Annotated in this window: 19 protein-coding genes and 1 pseudogene; 6 read left to right on the top strand and 14 right to left on the bottom strand. The window is 58.8% G+C overall.

Annotated elements, in window-relative coordinates; translation table 11 throughout:
• Positions 1 to 68: 68 nt before the first annotated feature.
• Positions 69 to 1,595: a nucleobase:cation symporter-2 family protein gene (locus ICA16_RS22320; RefSeq protein ID WP_150601424.1), complete on the bottom strand. Its 1,527-nt coding sequence runs from the start codon at positions 1,593 to 1,595 to the stop codon at positions 69 to 71.
• A 209-nt stretch (positions 1,596 to 1,804) separates the two neighbouring features.
• Here ICA16_RS22320 and ICA16_RS22315 point away from each other — a divergent pair, with 209 nt between their 5' ends.
• Genes ICA16_RS22315 through ICA16_RS22305 form a run of 3 tightly spaced genes read left to right on the top strand, consistent with a single transcriptional unit; the run spans position 1,805 to position 3,524 of the window.
• A complete protein-coding gene (locus ICA16_RS22315; RefSeq protein ID WP_150594673.1) occupies positions 1,805 to 2,299 on the top strand; it encodes a PAAR domain-containing protein in 495 nt (164 codons plus the stop codon).
• Between the two features lie 49 nt (positions 2,300 to 2,348).
• Positions 2,349 to 3,098 carry a hypothetical protein gene (locus ICA16_RS22310; protein ID WP_210701599.1) on the top strand — a complete coding sequence of 250 codons (750 nt, stop codon included), beginning with the start codon at positions 2,349 to 2,351 and terminating at the stop codon, positions 3,096 to 3,098.
• Positions 3,099 to 3,524, top strand: coding sequence for a DUF4952 domain-containing protein (locus tag ICA16_RS22305; RefSeq protein WP_210701597.1), 426 nt, complete (start codon positions 3,099 to 3,101; stop codon positions 3,522 to 3,524).
• Here the strand turns inward: ICA16_RS22305 and ICA16_RS22300 are convergent.
• From ICA16_RS22300 to ICA16_RS22285, 4 genes are all read right to left on the bottom strand, one after another.
• Positions 3,506 to 4,348 (bottom strand): arylamine N-acetyltransferase family protein, encoded by an 843-nt coding sequence (locus ICA16_RS22300; protein WP_210701595.1) that lies wholly within the window; start codon positions 4,346 to 4,348, stop codon positions 3,506 to 3,508. The two genes, ICA16_RS22305 and ICA16_RS22300, sit on opposite strands and share 19 nt — an antisense overlap.
• A gap of 100 nt (positions 4,349 to 4,448) precedes the next feature.
• Complete coding sequence (xth, locus tag ICA16_RS22295; protein ID WP_150601420.1) at positions 4,449 to 5,243, bottom strand: exodeoxyribonuclease III; 795 nt, start codon at positions 5,241 to 5,243, stop codon at positions 4,449 to 4,451.
• 105 nt (positions 5,244 to 5,348) lie between these two features.
• Complete coding sequence (locus tag ICA16_RS22290; protein ID WP_150601419.1) at positions 5,349 to 6,791, bottom strand: mechanosensitive ion channel family protein; 1,443 nt, start codon at positions 6,789 to 6,791, stop codon at positions 5,349 to 5,351.
• Positions 6,792 to 6,987: 196 nt separating this feature from the next.
• Entirely contained in the window at positions 6,988 to 7,854 is an 867-nt protein-coding gene (locus tag ICA16_RS22285) for a pirin family protein (RefSeq protein ID WP_210701594.1), read from the bottom strand.
• 367 nt (positions 7,855 to 8,221) lie between these two features.
• On the opposite strand from ICA16_RS22285, the gene dkgB reads away from it, so the two are divergent.
• Complete coding sequence (gene dkgB / locus ICA16_RS22280; protein WP_210701593.1) at positions 8,222 to 9,025, top strand: 2,5-didehydrogluconate reductase DkgB; 804 nt, start codon at positions 8,222 to 8,224, stop codon at positions 9,023 to 9,025.
• A gap of 17 nt (positions 9,026 to 9,042) precedes the next feature.
• Here the strand turns inward: dkgB and ICA16_RS22275 are convergent, their stop codons facing one another.
• The 9 genes and pseudogenes from ICA16_RS22275 to ICA16_RS22235 form a co-directional block, all read right to left on the bottom strand.
• Entirely contained in the window at positions 9,043 to 12,261 is a 3,219-nt protein-coding gene (locus tag ICA16_RS22275; protein ID WP_210701592.1) for a transporter substrate-binding domain-containing protein, read from the bottom strand.
• A 10-nt stretch (positions 12,262 to 12,271) separates the two neighbouring features.
• Positions 12,272 to 12,898, bottom strand: a pseudogene (locus ICA16_RS22270) (response regulator).
• A gap of 135 nt (positions 12,899 to 13,033) precedes the next feature.
• Positions 13,034 to 13,456: an ANTAR domain-containing protein gene (locus tag ICA16_RS22265; RefSeq protein ID WP_150616680.1), complete on the bottom strand. Its 423-nt coding sequence runs from the start codon at positions 13,454 to 13,456 to the stop codon at positions 13,034 to 13,036.
• 87 nt (positions 13,457 to 13,543) lie between these two features.
• Positions 13,544 to 14,782 carry an EAL domain-containing response regulator gene (locus tag ICA16_RS22260; RefSeq protein ID WP_318010467.1) on the bottom strand — a complete coding sequence of 413 codons (1,239 nt, stop codon included), beginning with the start codon at positions 14,780 to 14,782 and terminating at the stop codon, positions 13,544 to 13,546.
• A 64-nt stretch (positions 14,783 to 14,846) separates the two neighbouring features.
• Positions 14,847 to 15,236 (bottom strand): hypothetical protein, encoded by a 390-nt coding sequence (locus tag ICA16_RS22255; protein WP_150616681.1) that lies wholly within the window; start codon positions 15,234 to 15,236, stop codon positions 14,847 to 14,849.
• A gap of 188 nt (positions 15,237 to 15,424) precedes the next feature.
• The gene (locus tag ICA16_RS22250) at positions 15,425 to 16,141 is read right to left on the bottom strand and encodes an MgtC/SapB family protein (protein WP_150616682.1); all 717 of its coding nucleotides are present in this window, start codon (positions 16,139 to 16,141) and stop codon (positions 15,425 to 15,427) included.
• Positions 16,142 to 16,332: 191 nt separating this feature from the next.
• On the bottom strand, positions 16,333 to 19,032 hold the full coding sequence (gene mgtA, locus ICA16_RS22245; RefSeq protein WP_210701591.1) for a magnesium-translocating P-type ATPase: 2,700 nt from the start codon (positions 19,030 to 19,032) through the stop codon (positions 16,333 to 16,335).
• 725 nt (positions 19,033 to 19,757) lie between these two features.
• Positions 19,758 to 21,092 (bottom strand): lysine N(6)-hydroxylase/L-ornithine N(5)-oxygenase family protein, encoded by a 1,335-nt coding sequence (locus ICA16_RS22240; protein WP_210701590.1) that lies wholly within the window; start codon positions 21,090 to 21,092, stop codon positions 19,758 to 19,760.
• Between the two features lie 132 nt (positions 21,093 to 21,224).
• Entirely contained in the window at positions 21,225 to 21,707 is a 483-nt protein-coding gene (locus ICA16_RS22235) for a sigma-70 family RNA polymerase sigma factor (RefSeq protein WP_150601408.1), read from the bottom strand.
• 322 nt (positions 21,708 to 22,029) lie between these two features.
• Here ICA16_RS22235 and ICA16_RS22230 point away from each other — a divergent pair, with 322 nt between their 5' ends.
• Positions 22,030 to 23,193 carry an efflux RND transporter periplasmic adaptor subunit gene (locus tag ICA16_RS22230; protein ID WP_210555578.1) on the top strand — a complete coding sequence of 388 codons (1,164 nt, stop codon included), beginning with the start codon at positions 22,030 to 22,032 and terminating at the stop codon, positions 23,191 to 23,193.
• Positions 23,194 to 25,167, top strand: a complete 1,974-nt coding sequence (locus tag ICA16_RS22225; protein ID WP_150601406.1) for a MacB family efflux pump subunit — start codon at positions 23,194 to 23,196, stop codon at positions 25,165 to 25,167.
• Positions 25,168 to 25,173: the final 6 nt, after the last annotated feature.

The following is a 25,173-nucleotide window of genomic DNA, read 5'->3' as shown; positions in this document are numbered from 1 at the left end:
TTGATCTCCACGAAAACGAAAAGGCCGATCTGTCTTCCAACAGATCGGCCTTTTTATTCGATCAGCGATCAAACATGTTCGCTGCTCTTCACCTGCACCTTCGGGGCACCGTGACCATGGTCGTGATCTGCATCCACTTCGATCACCGGCACTTCCTTGCCATCGCAGTCATGCAGTTTGCCGTCGCAGAAGTAGTCACCCTCACGCAGCGCCGCCAGATCGCGATAGCGCAGAGTTCGCTCCTCCGCTACCGCAAACACCGACTGCTGGTCAGAGTTACCGGTTGTGAAGTGGTTGAACGCCAGGTTGAGCAGGATCGCCATGATCGCCGACGAGCTGATGCCCGAGTGGAAAATGGTCGCGAACCAGCTCGGGAATTGATCGTAGAAGCTCGGCGCAGCAATCGGGATCATGCCGAAACCAATTGAGGTCGCGACGATGATCAGATTGACGTTGTTGCGGTAATCAACCTTCGACAACGTACGGATACCACTCGCGGCGACGGTGCCAAACAACACAATACCTGCGCCGCCGAGTACCGAAGTCGGCACTGCCGCGATCACTCGGCCCATGAATGGCAGCAGGCCGAGGACCACCAGAAACAGACCACCGGTGGCGACCACGAAACGACTCTTGATCCCGGTCACCGCCACCAGCCCGACGTTCTGGGCGAAGGCACTTTGGGTAAACGAGCCGAAGATCGGCGCAAACATGCTCGACAGCATGTCCGCGCGCAGACCATTGCCCAGACGCTTGGAGTCGACCTTGGTGCCGATGATTTCACCGACCGCAAGAATGTCCGCCGAGGTTTCCACAAGCGTCACCATGACCACGATGCACATCGACAGGATCGCTGCGAAGTGGAAGGTCGGCATGCCGAAATGGAACGGCGTCGGGAAGCCGAACATCGGGCCGGTGGTGACACTGGAGAAGTCCGCCATACCGAGGAACACCGCCAGCACCGTGCCGATCACCATGGCCAACAGGATCGACAAGCGCGAGATGGTCGAGCTGCCGACCTTGCTCAGCAGCAAAACCAGTACCAGCGTGACCGCCGCCAGGCCAATGTTTTGCATGCTGCCGAAGTCCGGCGCGTGGCTATTGCCGCCCATGGCCCAGCGCGCGGCCACCGGCATCAGCGTGAGGCCGATGGTGGTGATCACAATGCCGGTCACCAGCGGCGGGAAGAACTTGGTAATGCGCGAGAACACCGGGGTGATCAGCAAGCCGATCAGTGACGCCGCAATCACCGCGCCAAGCACCGACTGGAAGCCACCCTCCCCGCCACTGCTGACGATCGCGACCATGGTCGCAACGCCGGAGAACGACACACCCTGTACCAGCGGCAACTGACAGCCGAAAAACGGTAGACCCAGGGTTTGCAGCAGTGTCGCCAGCCCCCCCGCAAACAATGAAGCAGCAATCAACAAACCAATGTCTGCGGGCGACAGCCCGGCCGCCTGACCGATGATCAGTGGCACCGCGACGATACCGCCATACATGGTCAGAACATGTTGCAGGCCGTAAGCCATATTCGCGCCGACCCCGAGGTTTTCGTCCTCGGGCCGTTGGTGTGAAACATGGGGCGTTTTCATGGTGGGGGGTTCCCTGGTTTTTGTTATGCGCACACTGTATTCAAAAGTCGCGACAAGTGTCTATCGCTTTGTATACAAAAAATCATCTCGAGTTGTCCGAAACCGGTACCGCGAAGAGCTATTGAGCTCAACCTCGGCGCGTGGCAGGATCGGCGGCATGCCGTAGGGATTAACGGAAACCCTTTCCGGGATCAGATAAGGAATTCAGCATGAGTGGAAAACCAGCCGCACGCGCTACAGACGCCACAAACTGCCCAGGGCATGCCGCACAGAAAATCGCTGCCGGCTCGCCCGACGTTTTTTTCGATGGATTGCCAGCCGCGCGCCTCGGAGATCCTGCCTCTTGCGGCAGCACAATCAGTGGCAATATTTCGGCAACGGTCTTCATCAACGGAAAAAATGCCGCTACGCAAGGCAGCCTTGGCACTCACGGCGATGTCATTGTCGGCGGCTCCGGCACAGTCATCATTGGCCAAAGTGGCGGTGGCGCAGCGGTCAGCCCAGTCCCCCCGATCAACCTCGGCTTCGACGAGCAATTCACCCTGTCGGACGCCGACGGCGAGCCTGTGCCGGACTTCGCTTATAAAATCACCACCGCCTCAGGCAAGATTTTCCGCGGAGTCACCAATGAACGGGGGCTGACCCAACGCGTTTCCACCAGGGCAACCGAACTGTTGCATCTGGAACCCGACGACCTGGCCTGAACAGATGGAACCAGTCTGCTGAAAATTATCTGAAGGAGTTGTAACCAGCATGGCGCTTGCGATCCTGAACAATAATCTAGCCCCCTCGAACAGGCAGGGCGGCAGTACCCACCCGTCTACCGTGGTCACCAAATACACCAAACGCGCTGACGACAACGGCTGGCTAAGCGTAAAGCTCGAACCGAAGGGCACCCTCGTCGCGCTGTGCGAATTCACCAAAGTGACCCTCGCCAAGGAGTCAGGTGGTCGAACCTACTTCCGGATTGCCGATGGCAACTCTGAATTCGTCGGGCAGACCGCCAGCCTGAAGACCGAAAATGCCTTGAAGTACCTGATGGACACGCCGCCCACAGGGCCGGCGACTGTGAAGGTCAAATACACCGGCGCACCGGCCCATGCCGTATCGGAGTTCAAGGGTAAACTCCTTCAGCAATGGGCCCAGGTCAGTTTCAACGGCATCACGGCAAAGGTGACACTCAATAGTCAGTGGGGTGGCCAGTACACACCGATCCCGCCCGGCCGCCACCGGATCATGGCACCCGACCGCTCTCACGGGAACATTTCAACCGGCGGCTATAAGACCAAAGGCAGCCTGCATTGCACGGATGTCTGGTTTCCAATCGAACTGCAAGGCACGAAAGGCAACAGTAGCCGTTACATCCATGTCGGCCATTTGTCCGACGGCTGCGTCACTTTTTATGAGCTGATCAAATGGAACGATGTTTACGATTACCTCATTGGCCGGCGAGTCAAAGGTGAAGGCGGGAAATATGTCGGCGAACTGCTGGTGGAGAAATAAATGATTCGGCTGTTCCTGATCCGATTGATACCCGCGCTGTTGTTGGTAATTGCCAACAGCGCCAGTGCCGACTTTGGCTGTGATGACTTTCTGTCGAAGCTCGCAGACAAGCCATCGTTTGTTGAATTCAAAGGCTGCAAGCAGGCGCTTGACCGCATGGGCCAGCCATTTTCTGCCAGCTATGAAGTATCCGGGGCCAATGCTTCGAAAGCCGAACAGTACCTTGAACAGCACTTCGGGATATCGCCGATCACGCGCGCCTGTTGCTCCTGGGACTCAACCCAAAATGGTTTCAAGGATCCGGCAACAGGCATCAACTACCTGATCAGCATTGGCTCAGAGGAAACAGAGGTCGGGCAACGAGAGTCGTGGGCCAAGATCAATCTCTTTACGATCCTGGTCGATGCTTACGCTGAGGATCCCTGACCCGACTCGATAAGGCGTCTGAGCACCGGCCTCAACAATTCTGGGCTCGCGACCTGTATCCCGAACTCAACCTCAAGCAGATCGAGTAGATCTTCCACATCCGCTACATCACGCCGCTCGCTCTCGGCACCGATGCGGTGGATCGCGAAGCTGCCATTGTTCAATGTACGCCGCCAGCCATCGCCAGTACGCGCAACCATCAGGCGATTGGCGAACGGTGATTGCGGATGCGCCGAGACATACCAGTTGCCGATGGTGAAATCGATGTCTTCCTGGCGTTGCAGATCGAACAGGTACATCGACCGCCATTCGCCCCCGACATTGGCGCGCAGCATGTAGCCGTCGGGTTGTTTTTCGATGCGATACGGCTCGTGCGGTGTGGCTTGCTCGGCCTCGGTATCCAGCATCAACGGTGCGGTTGGCACCATGCCGCCGAAGCCGACATCGGTGATGTAGCGCACGCCGCCGAGGGTTACCAGACTCAAGCGATGGGTGCGCGCGGTCCAGGTGCCTTCGGGCTGATTCATGACCACTCGCCCGCTGATGGCCCGAACGTCGAAGCCCAGTTCAAGCAACAGGGCAAAAAACAGATGATTGAGTTCGTAGCAGTAACCGCCGCGACCACCGTGCAAGACTTTCTGCTCAATCGAGGCAAGATCGATCAATACCGGAGTGCCGGTGACCGTTGCGAGATTTTCAAAGGTGAAAGCGCCGGTATGGCGCAATTGCAACTCGCGCAGGGTTTCCAGGGTCGGCGGCGGTGGTGCCTCGAAACCCAGGCGTTGCAGATACCGTTTCAGACTCGTCAGGCGGGGCTCACTCATTGCTCGGTCCTTATGCATGGGGCCGCAGGTCACTGCGTTGATGGTCGCCATGTATACGGTATCGGGCACTGAATTCGACAATTGATTTCACCAATCGCCCCTAGCGTTTTTTCCGTGAACCGATGCGAATCCATGTCGGTGCATGGTCGCTGGCGTGCGGTTCATTGCGCACCCAGGCATCTACGCCGGCCTCGTGCAGGTAAGGACTCAGCGCCGGATTGAGTAACAGATGATCGATGCGCAGGCCAGAGTTGCTCTGCCAGTGCTGGCGGAAATAATCCCAGAAGGTATAGAGGCGCTCTTCGGGATACAGATGCCGCAGCGAATCGGTCCAGCCCTGATCCAGCAATCGCTGATAACACTCGCGGCTTTCGGGTTGCAGCAACGCATCTTTGAGCCATGAGCGGGTGTTGTAGATGTCCATGTCGGTGGGCACGACGTTGTAGTCGCCGGCCAGTACGACGGGGTGATCGCTGCTTTGCAGGTCTTTCGCGTAGCTGATCAGCCGCTCGAACCACGCCAGTTTGTAATCGAATTTCGGCCCCGGTTGTGGGTTGCCATTGGGCAGGTACAGGCAACCGACCAACACGCCGTGCACCGCCGCTTCCAGATAACGGCTGTGCTTGTCCTCGGGATCACCGGGCAAGCCGCGCCGACTCTCCAGTGGTTGCGCATCGCGGGCGAGGATCGCCACACCGTTCCAAGCCGCCTGACCGTGCCAGATCGCGCCGTAACCGGCAGCTTCCAGGTCGGCGGCAGGGAACGCGCTGTCGAGCGATTTGAGTTCTTGCAGACAAACGATGTCCGGCTGCTCGCGTTTGAGCCACTCCAGCAGATTGGGCAGCCGCGCGCGCAGGCCGTTGACGTTGAAGGTGGCGATCCGCAGGTTTTTCATCGTCCGGGGCTCGTGTCAGAGGTTGTGAAAATTCTGACCTTGTCGGCCTCGCACTGGTTGCATTGAATCGTCCCGCTACGGCGTGCGACAACAGCGCTGAAGGGTTCAGGCGCGACTGCGCAGCCATTGCAAAAAGCCTTTCTTGGGCACCACCACGGGCGCTTCCTCGGTCAGCGATTGCGCCTTGTGCAGACGGTAATCAAACAGCGCCGTCATTGCATCGTTGATGTCGTGCCGCGCATCGAGACACGGTTTGAGATAGGACTTCTCGATGCGATACAGGGCGCAGAAGGTTTTTGCCGTGAAGTCCGCCGGCAGCGACGTATCGGCGAGAATTCCGGCCTCGCCGATCACTTCGCCCGGGCCCATGCGCCCGGACTCGAACGGTGTGCCGTGACGTTTCAATGTCACCGAAACCACCCCGGACTCGACAATGAACAAGTGATCGCTGACCTCCCCGCCCGCCAGAATTACCTCCCCGGCGCGGAAAGTCTGCAGGACCATGTTCTGGCTGAAGGTGTCCTTTTCTTCCTGGCGCAGCGTCGAAAAGATCGGTGAGCTGTCGAGCAACGCACGCGGTCGCGACGACTGGGTCGGTGCGTTGCCTTCATCGCTCGACAGCAGATTGACCCCGGATGCCTGCAAGTGCCGATACGCCAGATCAAACAGCTGATTGCGCACCAGCCGTTTCTCGCTCATCGAGGCGACGAAACCGCTGATCTCGTATTCGGCGCCGTTGCTGCCGGAGCTTTTCAACGCCACGCTCGGAGCGGGTGTGTCGAGCAGTTGCCGACAGCCCTGCATCGCCCGCTCCAGCGCGTCGATCACCGAATGGGGCCGAGCATGGGGGCTGACCTGCACGCTGACCGATACGCCGAACATGTTGCTCGGTCGACTGAAGTTGATGATCTTGGCCTTGGCCGCCAGCGAATTGGGAATCACCGCCATGCTGCCCTGACTGGTTTGCAGACGCGTGGCACGCCAGTCGATATCAGTGACCCGGCCTTCGGTGCCGTCGATGGAAATCCAGTCATCCAACTGATACGGCTTGGTGGTGTTGAGGACAATCCCGGAAAACACGTCGCTCAGCGTGCTCTGCAAGGCCAGACCGACGATGATCGCCAGCGCGCCGGAAGTCGCCAGCACTCCTTTGACTGGCAGATCCAGCACGTACGCCAATGCCGCGATGATTGCTATCAGGAAAATCACCGCGCCGAGCAAATCCTGGAGCAGCCGCCCGGTGTGCCCGACCCGCTGCATCATGACTGCACCGATCAACACCGTCAGCGTGCGCGCGCCGAATAACCACCAGCCGATCTGCAACCCGGTCGCCGCCAGGTGCAGCGGAACGTTGTCGGCCCACGGCGCGGGCTCCATCGGATTGAGACCTTCATTGAACAGCAGAAGGCTGAACACCGTGAAAATCAGCACCCGCACAAGCAGTTTCCATTCACTGCCACGGGAACTGATCAGACGCCAAAGTCCGAGATCGAGCAGGATCAGGATAAACGCGCAAAACAACGGATGTTCAGTCAGCAGAGACAGCATCAAACAACTCCGACGAAGGCCAATCGCGCGAAGATCGCACAGATTGGGGACAGTGTAGGAGTAATTGATTTCAGCCTTCAAAAAAACACTAAGCCCCCTGTAGGAGCTGCCGAAGGCTGCGATCTTTTGATCTTTAAAAACCAAATCAAAAGATCGCAGCCTTCGGCAGCTCCTACAGGGTTTGGTGTGGCTGGAATTACCCGTGCATTCGGCCAAAACGCCCGGACTGGAAGTCAGCGAAGGCCTGGTGGATTTCCTGCTCGGTGTTCATCACGAACGGGCCGTGGCCAACGATCGGTTCGTCGATCGGCTCGCCGCTCAGCAACAACACCACGGCGTCGGTTCCAGCTTCGAGAGTCAGTTGACGGCCGTCGCGCTCGAACAACACAAGTTGCCCCTGCTCCGCCGATTCCTGTTCATTGATCTGCACTGAACCTTTCAACACCACCAGCGCAGTATTGCGTCCTTCGTGCAGATCCAGCGCCAGCAACTTGCCAGCGTTCAAGCGCATATCCCAGACATCAATTGGCGTAAAGGTGCGCGACGGACCTGTGTGACCGTCGAACTCACCGGCGATCAAACGCAGGCTACCGGCATTGTCCTTGAGCGCAATGCTCGGGATGTCGTGATCAAGAATTGTCTGGTAACCCGGCGCAGCCATTTTGTCCTTGGCCGGCAGGTTGACCCACAGCTGAACCATTTCGAGCTTGCCACCGGTTTTGGCGAAGTTTTCCGAGTGGAACTCCTCATGCAGGATCCCGGAAGCGGCAGTCATCCATTGCACGTCGCCCGGGCCGATGGTGCCACCGCTGCCGGTTGAGTCGCGGTGCTGCACTTCACCGTCGTAAACAATCGTCACGGTTTCAAAACCACGGTGCGGATGCTGACCCACGCCGCGCTGCTCGGTGGTCGGCGTAAATTCAGCAGGCCCCGCATGATCGAGCAGCAAGAACGGGCTGATGTGTTTGCCAAGGTTGTCGTAGGAAAACAGTGTGCGAACCGGAAAACCATCGCCGACCCAATGGCCGCGAGGGCTGGTGTAAATACCGATGATGTTTTTCATGATTGGCTCCAAAGGTGTGAATAACGCAATGGATTGAGCTTAATTGCATGACGATGATTGCACTAGACGGCAAAAATCAGCTTCAGCGTTCTATCTGGAGGACAGTGAACTTCGACAGCCACAAGACCGAGTCGCGGCGATCGCTGGCAAGCCAGCTCCCACAGGTTTCGGGGGTGTAAATAGAATTCAGCACCAACACAATTCCCTGTGGGAGCGAGCTTGCTCGCGAAGAGGCCTGGCCAGACATCACAGGTCTCGGAATTGATTCATGACTTCTGATCAACAGTGCTTTGCCCCGCCAACGGTTTTTCCCATGGCCGCAGACGCGGATACTCCCCCCATTCCCACTGCAACCTCTGGAGTCTTCATGTCTGTTCCCGCTTTCGGTCTTGGTACGTTTCGCCTGCAAGGCCAGGTGGTCATCGATTCGGTGAGCACCGCCCTCGAGCTCGGCTATCGGGTCATCGACACCGCACAGATCTACGAGAACGAAGCCGACGTCGGCCAGGCCATCGCCGCTAGCGGCATCCCACGTGAAGAGCTGTTTATCACCAGCAAGATCTGGGTTGCCAACTTCGCCAAAGAGCGCCTGATTGACAGCCTCAAAGAGAGCCTGCAAAAACTGCAGACCGACTACCTCGACCTGACGTTGATCCACTGGCCATCGCCGGACGATCGAGTGCCCGTCGAAGAGTTCATGACGACCCTGCTGGAAGCCAAGCGTTTGGGCCTGACCCGGCAGATCGGTATTTCCAACTTCACCATCGACCTGATGAAACAGGCCATTGCTGCCGTAGGCGCCGACAACATCGCGACCAATCAGATCGAGCTGCATCCGTATCTGCAAAACCGCAAAGTAGCCGAGTTCGCCCGGAGTCAGGGCATCCACATCACCTCATACATGACCCTCGCCTATGGCGAAGTGCTGAAAGATCCTCTGATCCAGCAGATCGCCGAACGCCTGCACGTCACCCCGGCGCAAGTCACTCTGGCCTGGGCCATGCAGTCGGGTTACGCGGTGATTCCGTCATCGACCAAACGCGCCAACCTGCAAAGCAATCTCGGCGCCACGGCCCTGACGCTGAGCGATGCCGAGATGGCGCAAATCGCCACGCTGGATCGCGGCCATCGCCTTACCAGCCCCAAAGGCATTGCGCCTGCCTGGGATTAATCAGCGCGATTGAATGCTCAGCCCTGAAGACGCTGCGCCAGGCTGTTCATGGCCTCGCGCAGCGTATGGATCGCCTTGACCACGGCAACGGCTTCAGCCTCGATACATGCCTGTTCAACACCCGCGCACGCCGACACCACACGCGCCGCCCCCACCATCTGCGCGCCGCCCTTGATGTGATGGGCCAGTTCGCGCAACCCGTCACTGTCATGCTCGTGGTTCAGATCGTCGAGGCGTTGCAGGTCGTGGTGCAGGCTGCGCAAAACTTCTGCACGCAGGCGATCAATCATCGAATGATCATTGCCGGCCATCTGCTCCAGCGCGCTCAGGTCGATTTCTGTCAGGGTCGTGCCCTCGACCGGTTCGACACCACTGTCGCACTGGCTGGCACCCGTCAACGCCTGCTGCAGGTCGTGCAAGCGAATCGGTTTGAACAGGCACTCGTCCATGCCGGCATCAATGCAACGAACCTTCTCCTCGACCTGAGCATTGGCGGTAAATCCGATCAAGAGAGAGGGCGCGCGGTCGCTAGCGGCTTCTTCGTCACGGATGGCCCGCGCCAGTTCATAGCCGTTGCGCCGCGGCATGTTGCAGTCGGTGATGACCACGTCGAATGGCTGTGCCAGCCAACGTTCCAGTCCTTCATGGCCGTCTTCAGCAGCAATCGTCCGGTGGCCCAGTTCACTCAACTGCCAGCACAGCAACAAACGGTTCACCGGATGATCGTCCACCACCAGAACGCTCAGTGAGCACACTGGCATATCCTGCGTAAACGGTGATGCCGGGGCATGCGCGATGGCGGCCAGCAGTGGCAGTTCGAGGTTGACTTGCACTTGTGTACCGCGCCCCGGCTCGCTGTCGAGGTGCAACGAGCCGCCCATCATTTCGCAGAGGCTGCGGCTGATCACCAAGCCCAATCCGGAACCACCGCGCGCCGATTGAGTGTTATTGCTCGCCTGTACGAAAGGGCTGAACAACCGTTGCCGGTCCTGCGTACTGATGCCGATCCCGCTGTCTTCGATGAGCACTTTCACGGTCAGTCGCTCGGCCGATACCGCCGTCACCGTCAGCCACAAGCTGACCTCGCCCTCCTCAGTGAACTTGATCGCGTTGCTGAGCAAATTCGACAACACTTGTTTGAAGCGCGTCGGGTCAATCAATACATCGACATCGCTGTGCGCACCGAGCTCGACATGCCACAGCAAGCGCTTCTGTCGCGCCAGCCCCTCAAACACCCGGCACACTGACACCACCAGCTCCCGCAGGTTGGCCCGCTCGGGGGCCAGGGACAAATGCCCGGTTTCAATGCGCGCGATGTCGAGGATATCGCCGATCAGTGCCAATAACTGTTGCCCGGCATTGGATGCCACCTGAATGGCCAGGCGATCCGTCACGCCCTCATCGGCGCGTTTGAGCGCCAACTCAAGCATCCCGATCAGTGCATTCATCGGCGTGCGAATTTCATGGCTCATGGTCGCCAGAAACGTGGTTTTGGCCCGATTGGCGTCGTCCGCTGCGTCTTTGGCTTGCTGCAATTGTTGTAACCACTGCTGACGCTGACGGATCTGCCTGCGCTGAAAACCGATCCAGATCAGCGCCGCCAACAGCAGGCTTGCCGCCCCCGCAAAACCCAGCAGTATCTCGCGGCGATGACGCAGCCAATAGCTCTCTTCCACCACCACATCATGGCCCCAGCGGGCAATCAGTTCGTCCATCTGTTGCGGAGCGATGCTCAGCAACGCCTTGTTCAGGATCGAATGCAACATGGAAGACTGCGGTGCGGTGGCCAAGGCAATTCGGGCTGGTTGATCGCCAATGGTGCTGGCAATACGCAGACGCTCGCGATGATGACGGGCGATCAGAAATCGAGCCACCAGCAAGGAACTCACGGTGGCGTCTGCCTGCCCCCTGGCGATCAACGCCATGCCTTCGGCGGGGCTTTTGACTTCGACAAAACGTAATGCCGATACGCGCTCCTGCAAATAACCGCGCAACGGGTGGCCGCGATAAATCGCCAGCCGTTTATCCATCAGGTCATCAAGATTGCGCGGGCTCGCCGCCGTTGTCGCACTGACCAGCACGAACGGATTGTTCAGATAGGCCCGAGTGAATTGCAGTTCGTTTTCACGCTCACTGCTGGGCGTCACCACGGGCAACACATCAAGCTCACCAGCCTTCATCTGCTCGATCTGGCGATCCAGCGACAACCCTCGCACGATCTGGAAATTCAGGCCGCTGCGTTGACTGATCAGGCTGAGTAGTTGCGCCGCAAGCCCACTGAAACGGCCATCCGCGTCGAAAAAACTCAGCGGGGCGAAATCTTCGATGCCGCCGACCCGCACCACCGGATGTTGATCCAGCCACTGCTGTTCTGCGGCACTGAGCTGCACCCGTGTTTGTTCAGCCATCTCGGCAAGACCGACACTCCAGCGCTGTTCGATACGCTGCCGGTGCTCCATGGGAATCGCCGCCAACGCCTTGTCGACGAGACGTTTGAGGCGCACATCGCTGCGCATCAGCGCAAAGCCGAATGGATTGGCATCAAGCCCCGCGGGCCCGGCCAATCGCAGGTCATTGCGATAATTGGTGTTGATCAAGTAGCTGGCACTGATGAAGTCGCCCAGATAAACATCATCTGCACCAAACGCCACTGCTCCCAGTGCATCCATTGCCGCGGAGTAAAGTTGCACGCTCGCTTCGGGGTAGAACATCTGCACCGTCGCCAGCGGCATGTAGTCCTCGACCATGGCGATACGCTTGCCGGCGAGATCCAACGGCATGGACTCTTCGAGCCGGGTAACCAGCATTGGCTGATCTTCGGCATAGGGTCGGGATAGAACGATCGCAGGATCTGCGATCTCAAAGCTGTTGGATGTCCCCAGCACATCGAGATCGCCACGTTTGAGTGCCACCATCACCGCATCCCGGTTGGCAAAACGCTGGACTTCGATTCTCAGGCCAAGCAGTTGCGCCAGCAGGTCGGCGTAATCGGCCGTGAGCCCTTCCAGTTCATGCTGATTGCGGGTGATCTCGAACGGTGGGTAATCGCGACCGGAAATGCCCATGCGCAACACCGGATGCTGACGCAGCCATTGGCGGTCATGTTCGTCCAGACGAACCTGGACATGGTCCAGGCCGGACCGGGTCAGCACCTCAAGAACCTGCGGCGTTTCACTCGCCCAGCAAGAGGTTACAAGGCTTAGCCACAGCCAACAGATACGCCCTCCCTGGCTCATGTCCGGCTACTCAGATCAAATGATTGCGCTTGGCGAAATCGCGCAAGTGCACCGCTGTACCCATGCCGAGCTTCTTCATCAGTCGGGTTTTGTAGGTACTGACAGTTTTGTGACTGAGGTGCATGTCCTCGGCAATCGTCTTGTTGGCCTTGCCCTGCGCCAGTTGCACGAAAATGCTCAATTCTCGATCAGAGAGCTGATCGATCATCTGTTTTTCCGTGGCTTGCACTGCATTCAACACGCTGACGTTGTCGGGCATCGCGGAAAAATAGGTGTAGCCCGACATCACTGCCTGTATCGCTTTGTGCAACTGTTGCAATTGGTTGGTTTTAGTTACGTAAGCCATCGCCCCGGCGCGCAGGCAACGTTCCTAGTAAAACAAGGGATCGTGGGAACTGAACACCAGAACTCGGCACGCAAGATCGTTGGCCTTGATTCGGGCCAGTACGTCCAGCCCGTCGAGTGCTGGCAGATGCAAGTCAAGCACGACCAGTCGGGGCCGGTGTTCGCGGATCAGTTGCACCACCTCGTTGCCACTGGACGCCTCGTGAATCTCCTTGAAACCTTCGGTTTGCAGCACGATTCGGATGGCGGCGCGCACCACCGGGTGATCGTCGACGATCAGCGCTGACTTCATTTCCACTCCCGCTACAAAATCTGGCAATAAGACCACCGGGATCGGCTGATCCAGACTCAATGGCTGCGCAGCGACTGTTACACGCAATGGAATGGAAATCACCTGTCAGATCTGACAGTTGTGGTGAGGGTGTTTTTATGCATATGCCCGACGCTGCTCAACGCCATCCTGTTTCCATTTGGCCGCATCGACCAGCGCCATCAAGTGCCTGATTGCCTGCTCGCCGGGCGACGCCGCATGACTGATCTGCACGTTCTCCTGCGCGAAACCTGACTTCACCTGCAATGGCGCCGAGGGCTCGTTGTAGATCAGCGCATGACGCACCTGGGGGTTGTCGAGGAAAAACCCCAGCAGATCCAGCGACCCCATCGCCAGTTCAGCGTTGATGACCACCACGTCGAACGGTTCACAGCCGTAGTCCACCAGCGTCAACAGCTCGGCGATACTCTGCACCGGGGCAACGCGGTAGTAGCCGAGGCTGTTGAACAGACGCTCGACTTTCATCCGGTGAAAATGCTGCGGATCAGCGATAAGAATACGCAGAGCTTTATTGATCATGGTCAATCTCCCGGTGATCAGGTTTCTGGGTGCGGCAAGACTACGCAACCTCAACGGCAGGTTCTGTAGGACTTTTCCTAAAAAACGTCATTCGCCCGAGATCTGCTGATAACTGCGCCGTTGCAGCCAGTTCAGCAAATCGGTTCCGGCCATCGGTCTTGCGTACCAGTAACCCTGTCCTTGCGTGCAGCCCAGTGCCAGCAGTTCGCGGCGTTGCGCATCGGTCTCGATGCCCTCGATCACCACGGTCATGCCGAGGGTTTCGCCGAGCGCCAAAGTGCTGCTGATCGCTGCGCGGCAACGGGGTTCACGTTCAAGGTTACGAATGAAATCAGCGTCGAGCTTGATCTCGTTAAAGGGCAACTGACATAGCCGTTGCAGCGAGGAAAATCCGGCACCGAAGTCGTCGATCGACAAGCGACAACCCATCATCCGCAACCGCACCAGGCTTTCCAGGCTGGTAGCCGGCGCTTCCAGCAAGCCGCTTTCGGTCAGCTCAAAGGTCAGTCCCAAGCCTTGGGCAGCGTGGCGCGCCAAAATGCCTTTGAGGGTCGCGGTCAGCCCAGCGCTGGCCAACTGCACGGCTTGCAGGTTGAACGCCAGATTCAGGACGAAACCCTGCTCCCGGGCGCTTCGCTGAATATCCAAAGCCTGATCGAGCTGAGAGAACAACAACTCGTCGAGCAGGCCACAGCGTTCCAGCACTGGCATGAACTGCGCGGGCGAAATAATGCCCCGGGTTGGATGCAGCCAGCGGCAGAGCACTTCTGCACCGCAGACTTCACCGCTGCGCAGATCGAATTTTGGCTGATACCAGGCATGCAACTGCCCATCGGCCAAAGCCCGCCGCACGGACACCTCACTGGCCAGAGTAACAACCGCCGACGCTGTTTCGCGAAGGCTCGGCCGCTCAACATATTTTTCCAGCAGATCGGCCAACACCTGGGTATGCAGTGGTTTGCCGACATCGCCCAGCAGATCCAGACCGAGCAGCGTCACCATTTGATGTACCGCCCGGCGCAGATCGACCGACAACGAGCTGCTGATGATGACCGACTTGACCTGCCCGGACGCGCCGACGCGTTGCAAGAACTGCAGGCCGTCCATGCCCTCCATTTGCAAGTCGCACAAGGCAATGTCGACGCAGCCGATGTCCTCCAACAGGGCAAGTGCCTGCGCACCATCGCTGGCTTCGTATATCTGCCGACACCCCAGGCTTTGCAAGATGCTGACCGCAACGGAGCGTTGGAACGCGTGATCTTCAAGCACCAGAATTCGAAGCGGCTGAAGGGGCATGATCATTGCCTCGCGGATGGTGAAATTCACACAAGTGTCCTGTGTTTGTGCGTAGAACTCGTTAGGAAAAGTCCCAAATCCCATAGGAAATATCCTAAATATCGAGTTGTTCGAGGAGTGCAGCCAGGGTTTGCCGATCCGCAGTACGGATCAGCGTCAACTGGCGTCGTTGGTTGGCATAAATCGTTTCTGCCTGTGCCTGGCCACGGCGTGCGTCATAAATCACACCGTGACGAATCTGCGAGTTGCTCTGGAAAAACCGCACCGGATCAATCCCGGCGGCAGCGATCAGCTCACCGTTGATGACCAGCAGATCAAAGTGCTCGAACGGTTCGAACGAGTAATGGGTCACGCCCAGCAGTTCACGAAACGAACGCACCGGTGTGAGCGTGCGATATCCCAGTTCATTGAGGGACTTGCAGATTCGGTTGTGCGCGATGAGTTGCTCTTCAGCAACGAGAATTCGCCAGTGTTTGTAGGACATTGATTTCGGCGGCCGTAGGAGATGTTTCCAATCAGCGGAACACTCTAATCAATGGGCGCCGTAAAACATGTAAGACAAGTCTGATAAACGAGCGGGATTTTCTGGCGGCAAACAAGAAGAAGGCCACACCGCAATGACCCGGAGTGGCTTACTTGATTGATCAAAGGCAGCGGATGCCTTTGGTAACGTCATTCAGTGGTACTCGGACTCCAGAATGCCTGCACCACCAGCGCCGACGTCGAGATCCGCGCGATCAGTGCATCCAGTTCATCGCCGTCCACCGAAGTGGTCGCCAGGGTCGCTTCGATCTCGACTTCATCGGCGCCAAAGGCGTGCACGTCGACGTCGCTGGCCGGGTAGTTGCTGCGTTCCAGCTCGGCTTCGAGTAAGGCGAGCACAGCTTTTTGCTGTGAACGTCGGGCGATCACGTAGACGATATTGGTGACTTCGGCCGAGACCACGTCCAGTGGCTGGCGGTTGATGTTATTGACGATCGGCCGCAACAAAGTGTTGGCGGCGAGGATGAACAGCGTGCCCAGCACCGCTTCGGCCAGCAGGTCGGCACCGGCGCAGGCACCGACCGCAGCAGAGGTCCACAGGGTGGCAGCAGTGTTGAGGCCGCGCACGTTGCCCTCTTCGCGCATGATCACCCCGGCACCGAGAAAACCGATGCCGGAGACCACGTAGGCAACCACACGCACCGCGCCTTCGGCCCCGGCGAGACGGTTGGCCATGTCGACAAAAATCGCCGCGCCGACCGCCACCAGCACATTGGTTCGCAGGCCGGCTGTACGTTGCCGGTATTGGCGCTCGAAGCCGATCAGCCCGCCGAGAAGGAAAGCTGCGCTGAGGCTGACGAGGGTGTCGAGCAGTGAGCTCAGGTTGAGGTTGTTGATGGCTTGCATGATGAAATCCTTGAATAAACCACAGCCCCTTATTGGGGGCTGAAAACACATACCCTGTAGGAGCTGCCGAAGGCTGCGATCTTTTGATCTGGCTTCTAAAAACCAAGATCAAAAGATCGCAGCCTTCGGCAGCTCCTACAGGGGGAGCGATCTTCTGATCTTGAAAAAATCAAAGGATCGCAGCCTGGGTGTTATTGCCAGCCGAACCGGCGGATGTAGAAACCTTTCACCGCCTGAGTCAGCGCCATGTACGCCAGCAGAATCATTGGCAGGAACACGAAGTAAATCGACGGCAACGCCTGCAATTTGAAGTAGTGCGCCAGCGGCCCCATCGGCAGGAAGATGCCGACCGCCATGATGATCCCGGTCATCACCAGCAGCGGCAGCGCTGCACGGCTTTGCACGAACGGAATCTTCGGCGTGCGGATCATGTGCACGATCAGCGTCTGGGTCAGCAGGCCCACCACGAACCAGCCGGACTGGAACAGCGTCTGGTGATCCGGGGTGTTGGCATCAAACACGTACCACATCAAGGCGAACGTTGTGATGTCGAAGATCGAACTGATCGGCCCGAAAAACAGCATGAAGCGCCCGACATCGCCCGGCTGCCAGCGCTGCGGTTTCTTCAGCATCTCCTCATCGACGTTGTCGAACGGAATGGCGATCTGCGAAATATCGTAGAGCAGGTTTTGCACCAGCAGATGCATCGGCAGCATCGGCAGAAACGGAATAAACGCACTGGCAACCAGCACCGAAAACACGTTGCCGAAGTTGGAGCTGGCGGTCATCTTGATGTACTTGAGCATGTTGGCGAAGGTGCGGCGCCCTTCGAGCACGCCCTCCTCCAGCACCATCAGGCTCTTTTCCAGGAGGATGATGTCGGCCGCTTCCTTGGCGATATCGACCGCGCTGTCCACGGAAATACCGATGTCGGCGGTGCGCAACGCCGGCGCGTCGTTGATGCCATCACCCATGAAACCAACCACATGGCCATTGCCCTTGAGGATGCGCACGATGCGCTCCTTGTGCGACGGCGTCAGCCTGGCAAAAACGTTGGTGGTTTCCACTGCCACAGCCAGTTCGGCATCGCTCATGTGTTCGATGTCGTTGCCCATCAGCAGGCCTTGCTGAGCGAGGCCGACTTCGCGGCAGATTTTCGCCGTGACCAGCTCGTTGTCACCGGTCAGCACTTTCACCGCCACGCCATGTTCGGCCAAAGCCTTGAGCGCCGGTGCGGTGCTTTCCTTCGGTGGATCAAGAAACGCCACGTAACCGATCAACGTCAGCTCCTGTTCATCGGCCAGGCTGTAGGTGTCGCGCCCTTCAGGCATCGAGCGTGCCGCTACTGCCACCACGCGTAAGCCTTCAGCGTTGAATGCTGCAGTGACCTGACGAATCCGGGTCAGCAATTCATCGCTCAAGGCTTCATCGACGTCGCCGTGACGCACCTGGCTGCACACCGCCAGCACTTCTTCCACCGCGCCTTTGCAGATCAGCTGATGCACTTGGCCGCGCCCTTCCACCACCACCGACATGCGCCGACGATTGAAGTCGAACGGGATCTCATCGACCTTGCGAAACGCTGTGCCGACCTTTAGCTCACGGTGGACTTCCACATGTTCCAGTACGGCCACGTCCAGCAGGTTCTTCAGGCCGGTCTGGTAGTAGCTGTTGAGGTAAGCCATTTCCAATACGTCGTCAGAATCTTCGCCCCAGACATCAACGTTACGCGCGAGGAAGATTTTGTCTTGGGTCAGCGTGCCGGTCTTGTCAGTGCACAGCACATCCATGGCGCCGAAGTTCTGGATCGCGTCGAGGCGTTTGACGATGACTTTTTTGCGCGACAGAAACACCGCGCCTTTGGCCAGCGTTGAGGTGACGATCATCGGCAGCATTTCCGGGGTCAGCCCGACCGCAACCGACAGCGCAAACAGCAGTGCTTCGGACCAGTCGCCCTTGGTGAAACCATTGATGAACAGCACCAGCGGCGCCATCACGAACATGAACCGGATCAACAGCCAGCTGACTTTGTTGACCCCTTGCTGAAACGAAGTCGGCGCCCGATCAGTCGCACCAACCCGCTGCGCCAGCGCACCGAAATAGGTGCTGTTGCCGGTGGTGAGAATCACCGCCACCGCCGTGCCAGACACGACGTTGGTGCCCATGAACAGGATGTTGTCCAGCTCCAGCGGATTGCGCGTATCGCGATCCGCCTGACGCGGGAATTTCTCCACCGGCATCGATTCACCGGTCATCGCGGCCTGACTGACGAACAGGTCTTTGGCGCTGAGCACCCGGCAATCGGCGGGAATCATGTCGCCGGCCGACAACACGATCAGATCGCCCGGCACCAATTGCTTGATCGGCAACTCGCTGCGCGGCGCATCACGTCGCATCACTGTGGCGGTGTTGCTGACCATCGCTTTAAGCGCGTCGGCAGCCTGGTTGGATTTGCTTTCCTGCCAGAAGCGCAGCAGCGTCGACAGCACCACCATGGAGAAAATCACCACGGCGGCTTTCATGTCTTCGGTCAGCCACGAGATCACTGCAAGCAGCGTCAGCAGCAGGTTGAACGGGTTTTTATAGCAGTGCCACAGGTGGGTCCACCACGGCAGCGGCTGCTCGTGTTCGACTTCATTGAGACCGTATTGCGCACGCAGTGCATCGACTTCGAAATCGGTAAGGCCATCGGAGTGCGTACCCAGTGAAGACAACAATGCCGAGCTGTCGCTGTGCGCCGCATCGACCAGCGTATTGGCCAGGGTTGGCGGGACTTCACGGCTGACCGTGGTGTCGTTGATGGTTTCCAGCAACGCCAGGCGGCGGAAGTGCCGGGCGATGTGGCGGGTACGCAGAAAACCTGCGAAAAATTCCTTGAGCGTAAGTTTCATGGCTGTTGCCCCTATGGTCAGCCGGGAAACCGTCAAGCAGGTACAACCGCGCCTCGTCCGCCGGGAAAACCGGCACGGCAAGGCATGGCGCGCCGGTCAGAAAAGACAGGCGTGTCGATAGGGCTGCGATGGCGACTCTAAAGTCGACATCACGCTCTGTTCAGCGTCGATGAGAAGGACGTCTAGACATGACCAAGGACTGGCCATGCACGGGATGCCGCTGCTCGCTTTTACGGCGAGACAACGGCAAAAAAATGCGCGTTATCTTGCCGAGAATCTGCCGGTTACCGAGACCGGCCGACAACTGTCACTCGAACAAGTACCCACTGTGGGTCTCCGCTATTGATGAAAACGCGCGAAGCTTACGCCTCGATGTCTGGAGAGTAAACCCGTGAAAGGCAGTGTGGCGGGGAATGTCGGGGTTCTTCAGGAAGGGTTCAGGATTGTGAAATTCTGGTGTTTTCAAAGACCCCATCGCGAGCAGGCTCACTCCCACAGGGAATCTCCTGCGAACACAGTTTTTGTATTCATCAAAGATCCAAATGTGGGAGCGAGCCTGCTCGCGAAGGCGGTGGCTCATCAAAGGTGATGTTGCCTGATCTGCCGCCTTCGCTGGCAAGCCAGCTCCCACAGGGATCAGTGTTGAGTAAGCGATAGCTGACATCGCACAAAATACTGTGGGAGCTGGCTTGCCAGCGATGGCGGTGTAGCAGGCGGCGCAGATTTTAGCTGGCAGTCGCCAATAGCAAATCCGCCATCGAACGATGCCCACGATGCTTGCCATGCTCATACAAAGAACCAGCAATCTCATCGGCACGAATCGGCAGCACCGACAGCAACGTGTCGCTCAAACCATGGCTGGCCTGGCAGAAGCCCTGCATGTAAATGCCAGCCTTGCAGCGCTCGTCGGTGATCAGTTTGTAGTTGCGATCAACCTCGAACTCGCCCAAATATTCTTCCAGCGGCGCCAGCAATTTGCGGTGCATCTGCCGCTCGTAACCGGTGGCCAGTACCACGGCGTCGTAGTTGCGCACAGTCACTTCGCCAGTGGCGTTGTGGCGTACCGCCAACTCGATTCCGTGTTCGGTGGCGGTAGCACTCTCGACGGTGGTCAGGGTGCGGAACGCATGACGGGCAATTCCGGAAACCTTCTGGCGATAGAAGATGCCGTAGATGCGTTCGATCAGGTCGATGTCGACCACCGAATAGTTAGTGTTGTGGTACTCGTTGACCAGACGCTCACGCTCGGCGCTGTTCTGCTGGAACACCAGATCGGTGAACTCCGGCGAAAACACTTCGTTGACGAACGGGCTGTCGTCCGCAGGCTTGAGGGCCGAGCCGCGCAAGATCATGTCGACCTGCACCGACGGGAACGAATCGTTCAGGTCGATGAACGCTTCCGCGGCGCTCTGCCCGCCCCCGATGATCGCGATGCTCATCGGCTGATTGTTCACGCACGGCTGCTTGGCCATCTGCGACAGGTACTGCGAGTGATGGAACACACGGCTGTCGCCCTTCAGCGCCTTGAACGCCTCCGGAATACGCGGTGTGCCACCGGCACTGACCACCACCGAACGGGTGGTGCGTACATGTTGCTGGCCATCGCTGCCACGAGAAATAACGCGCAGTGCTTCAACCTGATGGTTGTGCAGCACCGGCTCGATGGTCAGCACTTCTTCGCCATACCGGCTCTGCCCGGAGAACTGTCCGGCAACCCAACGCAAGTAATCGTTGTATTCCATGCGGCACGGATAAAAGGTGCCGAGGTTGATGAAGTCAACCAGACGACCGTGGTACTTGAGGTAATTGACGAACGAGTACGGGCTGGTCGGATTGCGCAAGGTCACCAGATCCTTGAGGAAGGAAATCTGCAACTCGCTCTGGGTCGACAGCGTATTGCCGTGCCAGCTGTAGTTGGCCTGCTTGTCGAGGAACAGCACATCCAGTTCGCCCTGGGTCGGCCCGCGCTCTTGCAGCGCGATGGCCAGCGCCAGGTTCGAAGGGCCGAAACCGACGCCGATCAGGTCGTGAACGATGGGCGATGCAATTGCCTGTGTCATTTCCAGTGTCCTCTGGATGAACCCCTCAACCTCGGGGATAAAGCCTGAATGACCTGACCGGCCCGAAGCAGGACAGCAGGTCGTCTGTTGAGTAGGAACGAGGACGGTGAAAAAAAATTTAACGGGGAAGGATCAATGGGCGTCCCATTGTTGGATCCGCACCCGGCAATGTTTCATGGCGTTGACGATGTGTTTTTCCACCAGCGCTTTGGAAATACCGAGACTCTCGGCAATTTCGTTGTGGGACAGACCTTCGATCTTGCGCAGCAGAAAACTGTCACGACACAGCGGTGACAATTCTGCCAGCGCTCGCTGGAGCATCTCCAGGCGTTGACCGTGATCGAGGGTGCCGTGGGGAGACGGGGTGAAATAACGCTCTTCATTGTCGAGCACTTCAAGGGATTCGACCTGCCGCAAGGCATTGCGTCGATGATCGTCGATGACCAGATTCAGCGCGGTGCGATAAAGAAACGCCCGGGGTTGTTCGATCGGCGTGTCGCTGGAGCGTTCCAGCACCCGCAGATAGGCGTCATGCACCACATCTTCGGCAACCTGACGGTTGCCCAGCTTGGCGTTCAGGAAACACACCAGCTCGCGATAGTAGTTTTCCAACATGACTCCTGGCCGCAACGACGCGGTTTTTGTCCTTGGGCTCACCCATCCGCCCTGCACTAACAGGCAGTAGCAAGATAGTGGCAACTTAAGTGCGTAATTTATAGTAATTCTCATATAGATTTAAAGTCTTGTTTCCACATACCAGCCGAATAGTGTCGGACGGGCACCTGTAACCTGATGTGTTAGCGCTTAAATTCCCTCGTACATTCATCGTTTACATGACAGCTCCCCGTTTCTGTCGTGCCTTGCGACAGCGTTCAAGTGCCCGAACATTCCGTGCACCTGCTGAACGTCGGGCCGAACCCACTGGCCGGAACCCTGCATGAAACGTCCCCGCCCCGCCCGACGCGCCTTGTTCGCCGCCCTCTGTCTGATTCCCGTGATCGCCGTCGCCGCATGGCAAGTCCTGCCGCCGGGACGCGACACCCTGGCGACCGTACAAGTGACCCGCAGCAATATCGAAAACAGCGTGACAGCACTGGGCACTTTGCAGCCGCGACGCTATGTAGACGTCGGCGCGCAGGCCTCGGGGCAAATCCAGAAGATCCACGTCGAGGCAGGTGATGCGGTCAAGGAAGGCCAACTGCTGGTGGAAATCGATCCGTCGACGCAAAAAGCCAAACTCGACGCAGGTCGTTTCTCCATCGAAAACCTCAAGGCCCAATTACAGGAACAGCGCGCTCAGCACGACCTGGCGCAGCAGAAATACCAGCGCCAACAGAAACTCGCCGCCGGCGGCGCCACCCGCGAGGAGGACGTGCAGACCGCCCGTGCCGAAGTCCGCGCCACCCAGGCACGCATTGACATGTTTCAGGCACAGATTCGTCAGGCCCAGGCAAGCCTGCGCAGCGACGAAGCGGAGCTCGGCTACACGCGCATCTTTGCACCAATGAGCGGCACCGTCGTCGCTGTGGGCGCGCGCGAAGGCCAGACACTCAACGCGCAACAACAGACGCCACTGATCCTGCGCATCGCGCGGTTGTCGCCAATGACGGTGTGGGCCGAAGTTTCCGAAGCGGACATCGGCCACGTCAAACCCGGTATGACCGCCTACTTCACCACCCTCAGCGGTGGCAGCCGGCGCTGGAGCAGCACGGTGCGGCAGATTCTGCCGGTGCCCCCGCGCCCCCTTGAGCAAAATCAGGGCGGCAGCCCCACCGGCGGTCGCAGTGGCAGTGAGCGAGTGGTGCTCTACACCGTACTGCTCGACGTCGACAACACAGACAACGCCCTCATGACCGACATGACCGCTCAGGTGTTCTTCGTCGCACAACACGCGCAGGACACCCTGACAGTGCCGAGCACTGCCTTGCAACCGGGCTCGCGCCCGCAATGGCAACTGGCGCAGATCGTCGCTGCCAACGGGGAAATCCAGTCGCGCGAAGTCCGCACCGGCATCAGCGACCGGTTACGTACACAAGTCCTCGAGGGCCTGGCCGAAGGCGATCACATTCTCAGCGCTCCCGCTGTCGGCAACGGAGGCTGAATGCAAACGCCCCTGATTGACTTGCGCCAGATCCGCAAAGCCTACGGCGGCAACGACAGCCCGCTGGTGGAGGTATTGCGCGGCATCGATCTGTCGATTCACGCCGGCGAATTCGTGGCCATCGTCGGCGCCTCCGGCTCCGGCAAGTCGACGTTGATGAACATCCTCGGTTGCCTCGATCGCCCGACCAGCGGCGAATACCGCTTTGCCGGTGAAGACGTTGCGCAACTGGACACCGACGAACTGGCGTGGCTGCGTCGCGAGGCATTCGGCTTTGTGTTTCAGGGTTATCACCTGATCCCGTCCGGCTCCGCACAGGAAAACGTCGAGATGCCGGCCATCTACGCTGGCACGCCTGCGGCCGAACGACACGCCCGGGCCAGCGCATTGCTGGAACGCCTGGGGCTGGGCAGCCGCACCGGCAATCGCCCGCACCAGCTCTCCGGCGGTCAACAACAACGCGTATCAATTGCCCGAGCACTGATGAACGGCGGCCACATCATTCTCGCCGACGAACCTACCGGCGCCCTCGACAGCCACAGCGGCAAAGAAGTCATGGCCCTGCTTGACGAGCTCGCCAGCCAGGGCCATGTGGTGATTCTCATCACTCACGATCGCGAAGTGGCGCAACGTGCCAAGCGCATTATCGAAATTCGTGACGGCCTGATCATCAGCGATACCGCCGAGCAACCAGGTGCCCCTGCCCGTACCGCCAATTCCGGCGCCTTGCAGGCAGTGGATCTGCGCCAGCGCCTGAGCGCCGGCAGCACCGAGACCGGCGCCTGGAGGGGCGAACTGCTGGATGCCGTGCAAGCGGCCTGGCGGGTGATGTGGATCAACCGTTTCCGCACCGCGCTGACGCTGCTGGGGATTGTCATCGGTGTCGCGTCAGTGGTGGTGATGCTGGCGGTCGGCGAAGGCAGTAAACGCCAGGTGATGGCGCAAATGGGGGCGTTCGGCTCCAACATCATTTACCTCAGCGGCGCGGCACCCAACCCGCGCACGCCACCGGGCATCATCACCCTCGATGACGTTGCCGAACTTGCAACGCTGCCCCAGGTGGAACGAATCATGCCGGTCAATGGCTCGACCGCCGGTGTGCGCTTCGGCAACGCCGACCACTCCAGCTACGTCGGCGGCAACGACACCAATTTCCCGATCATCTTCAATTGGCCGGTGGTACAGGGCAGCTACTTCACTCAGGCCGATGAAGACAGCGCCGCCGCAGTCGCGGTGATCGGCACCAAGGTTCGCGACAAATTGCTCAAGGACGTGGCTGACCCGATCGGTCAATACATCCTGATTGAAAACGTTCCGTTCCAGGTGCTCGGCGTGCTGGCGGAAAAAGGCTCAAGCTCCGGCGACTCGGACAGCGACAACCGGATTGCCGTGCCGTACTCGGCGGCCAGTACGCGCCTGTTCGGCAGTCGCAACCCGGAATATGTCGTGATCGCCGCCAGGGACGCACGCAAGGTCAAAGACGCCGAACAGGCCATCGAGCAATCGATGCTGCGCCGGCACAACGGCAAAAAGGATTTCGAGCTGACCAACAACGCCGCCATGATCCAGGCCGAGGCTCGCACCCAGGGCACGCTGTCACTGATGCTCGGCGCCATCGCTGCCATTTCCTTGCTGGTCGGCGGCATCGGCGTGATGAACATCATGCTCATGACCGTGCGTGAACGCACCCGCGAGATCGGCATTCGCATGGCCACCGGCGCCCGTCAGCGCGACATCCTGCGCCAGTTCCTGACCGAAGCGGTGATGCTCTCCGTGGTCGGTGGCATTGCCGGCATCAGCCTGGCGATGCTGGTCGGCGGCGTTCTGTCGTTCAGCGGCGTGGCAATCGCATTTCAATGGATGGCCGTAATCGGCGCCTTCGCCTGCGCCCTGGTCACCGGTGTCATCTTCGGCTTCATGCCTGCCCGCAAGGCCGCCCGGCTCGACCCGGTCACAGCCCTTACCAGTGAATGATCAACC

The organism is Pseudomonas anatoliensis (assembly GCF_017976235.1).
Taxonomy (GTDB): Bacteria; Pseudomonadota; Gammaproteobacteria; order Pseudomonadales; family Pseudomonadaceae; genus Aquipseudomonas; species Aquipseudomonas anatoliensis.
Note: the sequence above shows the minus strand (reverse complement) of the source record. Positions and strands in the feature narration are given on the sequence as shown.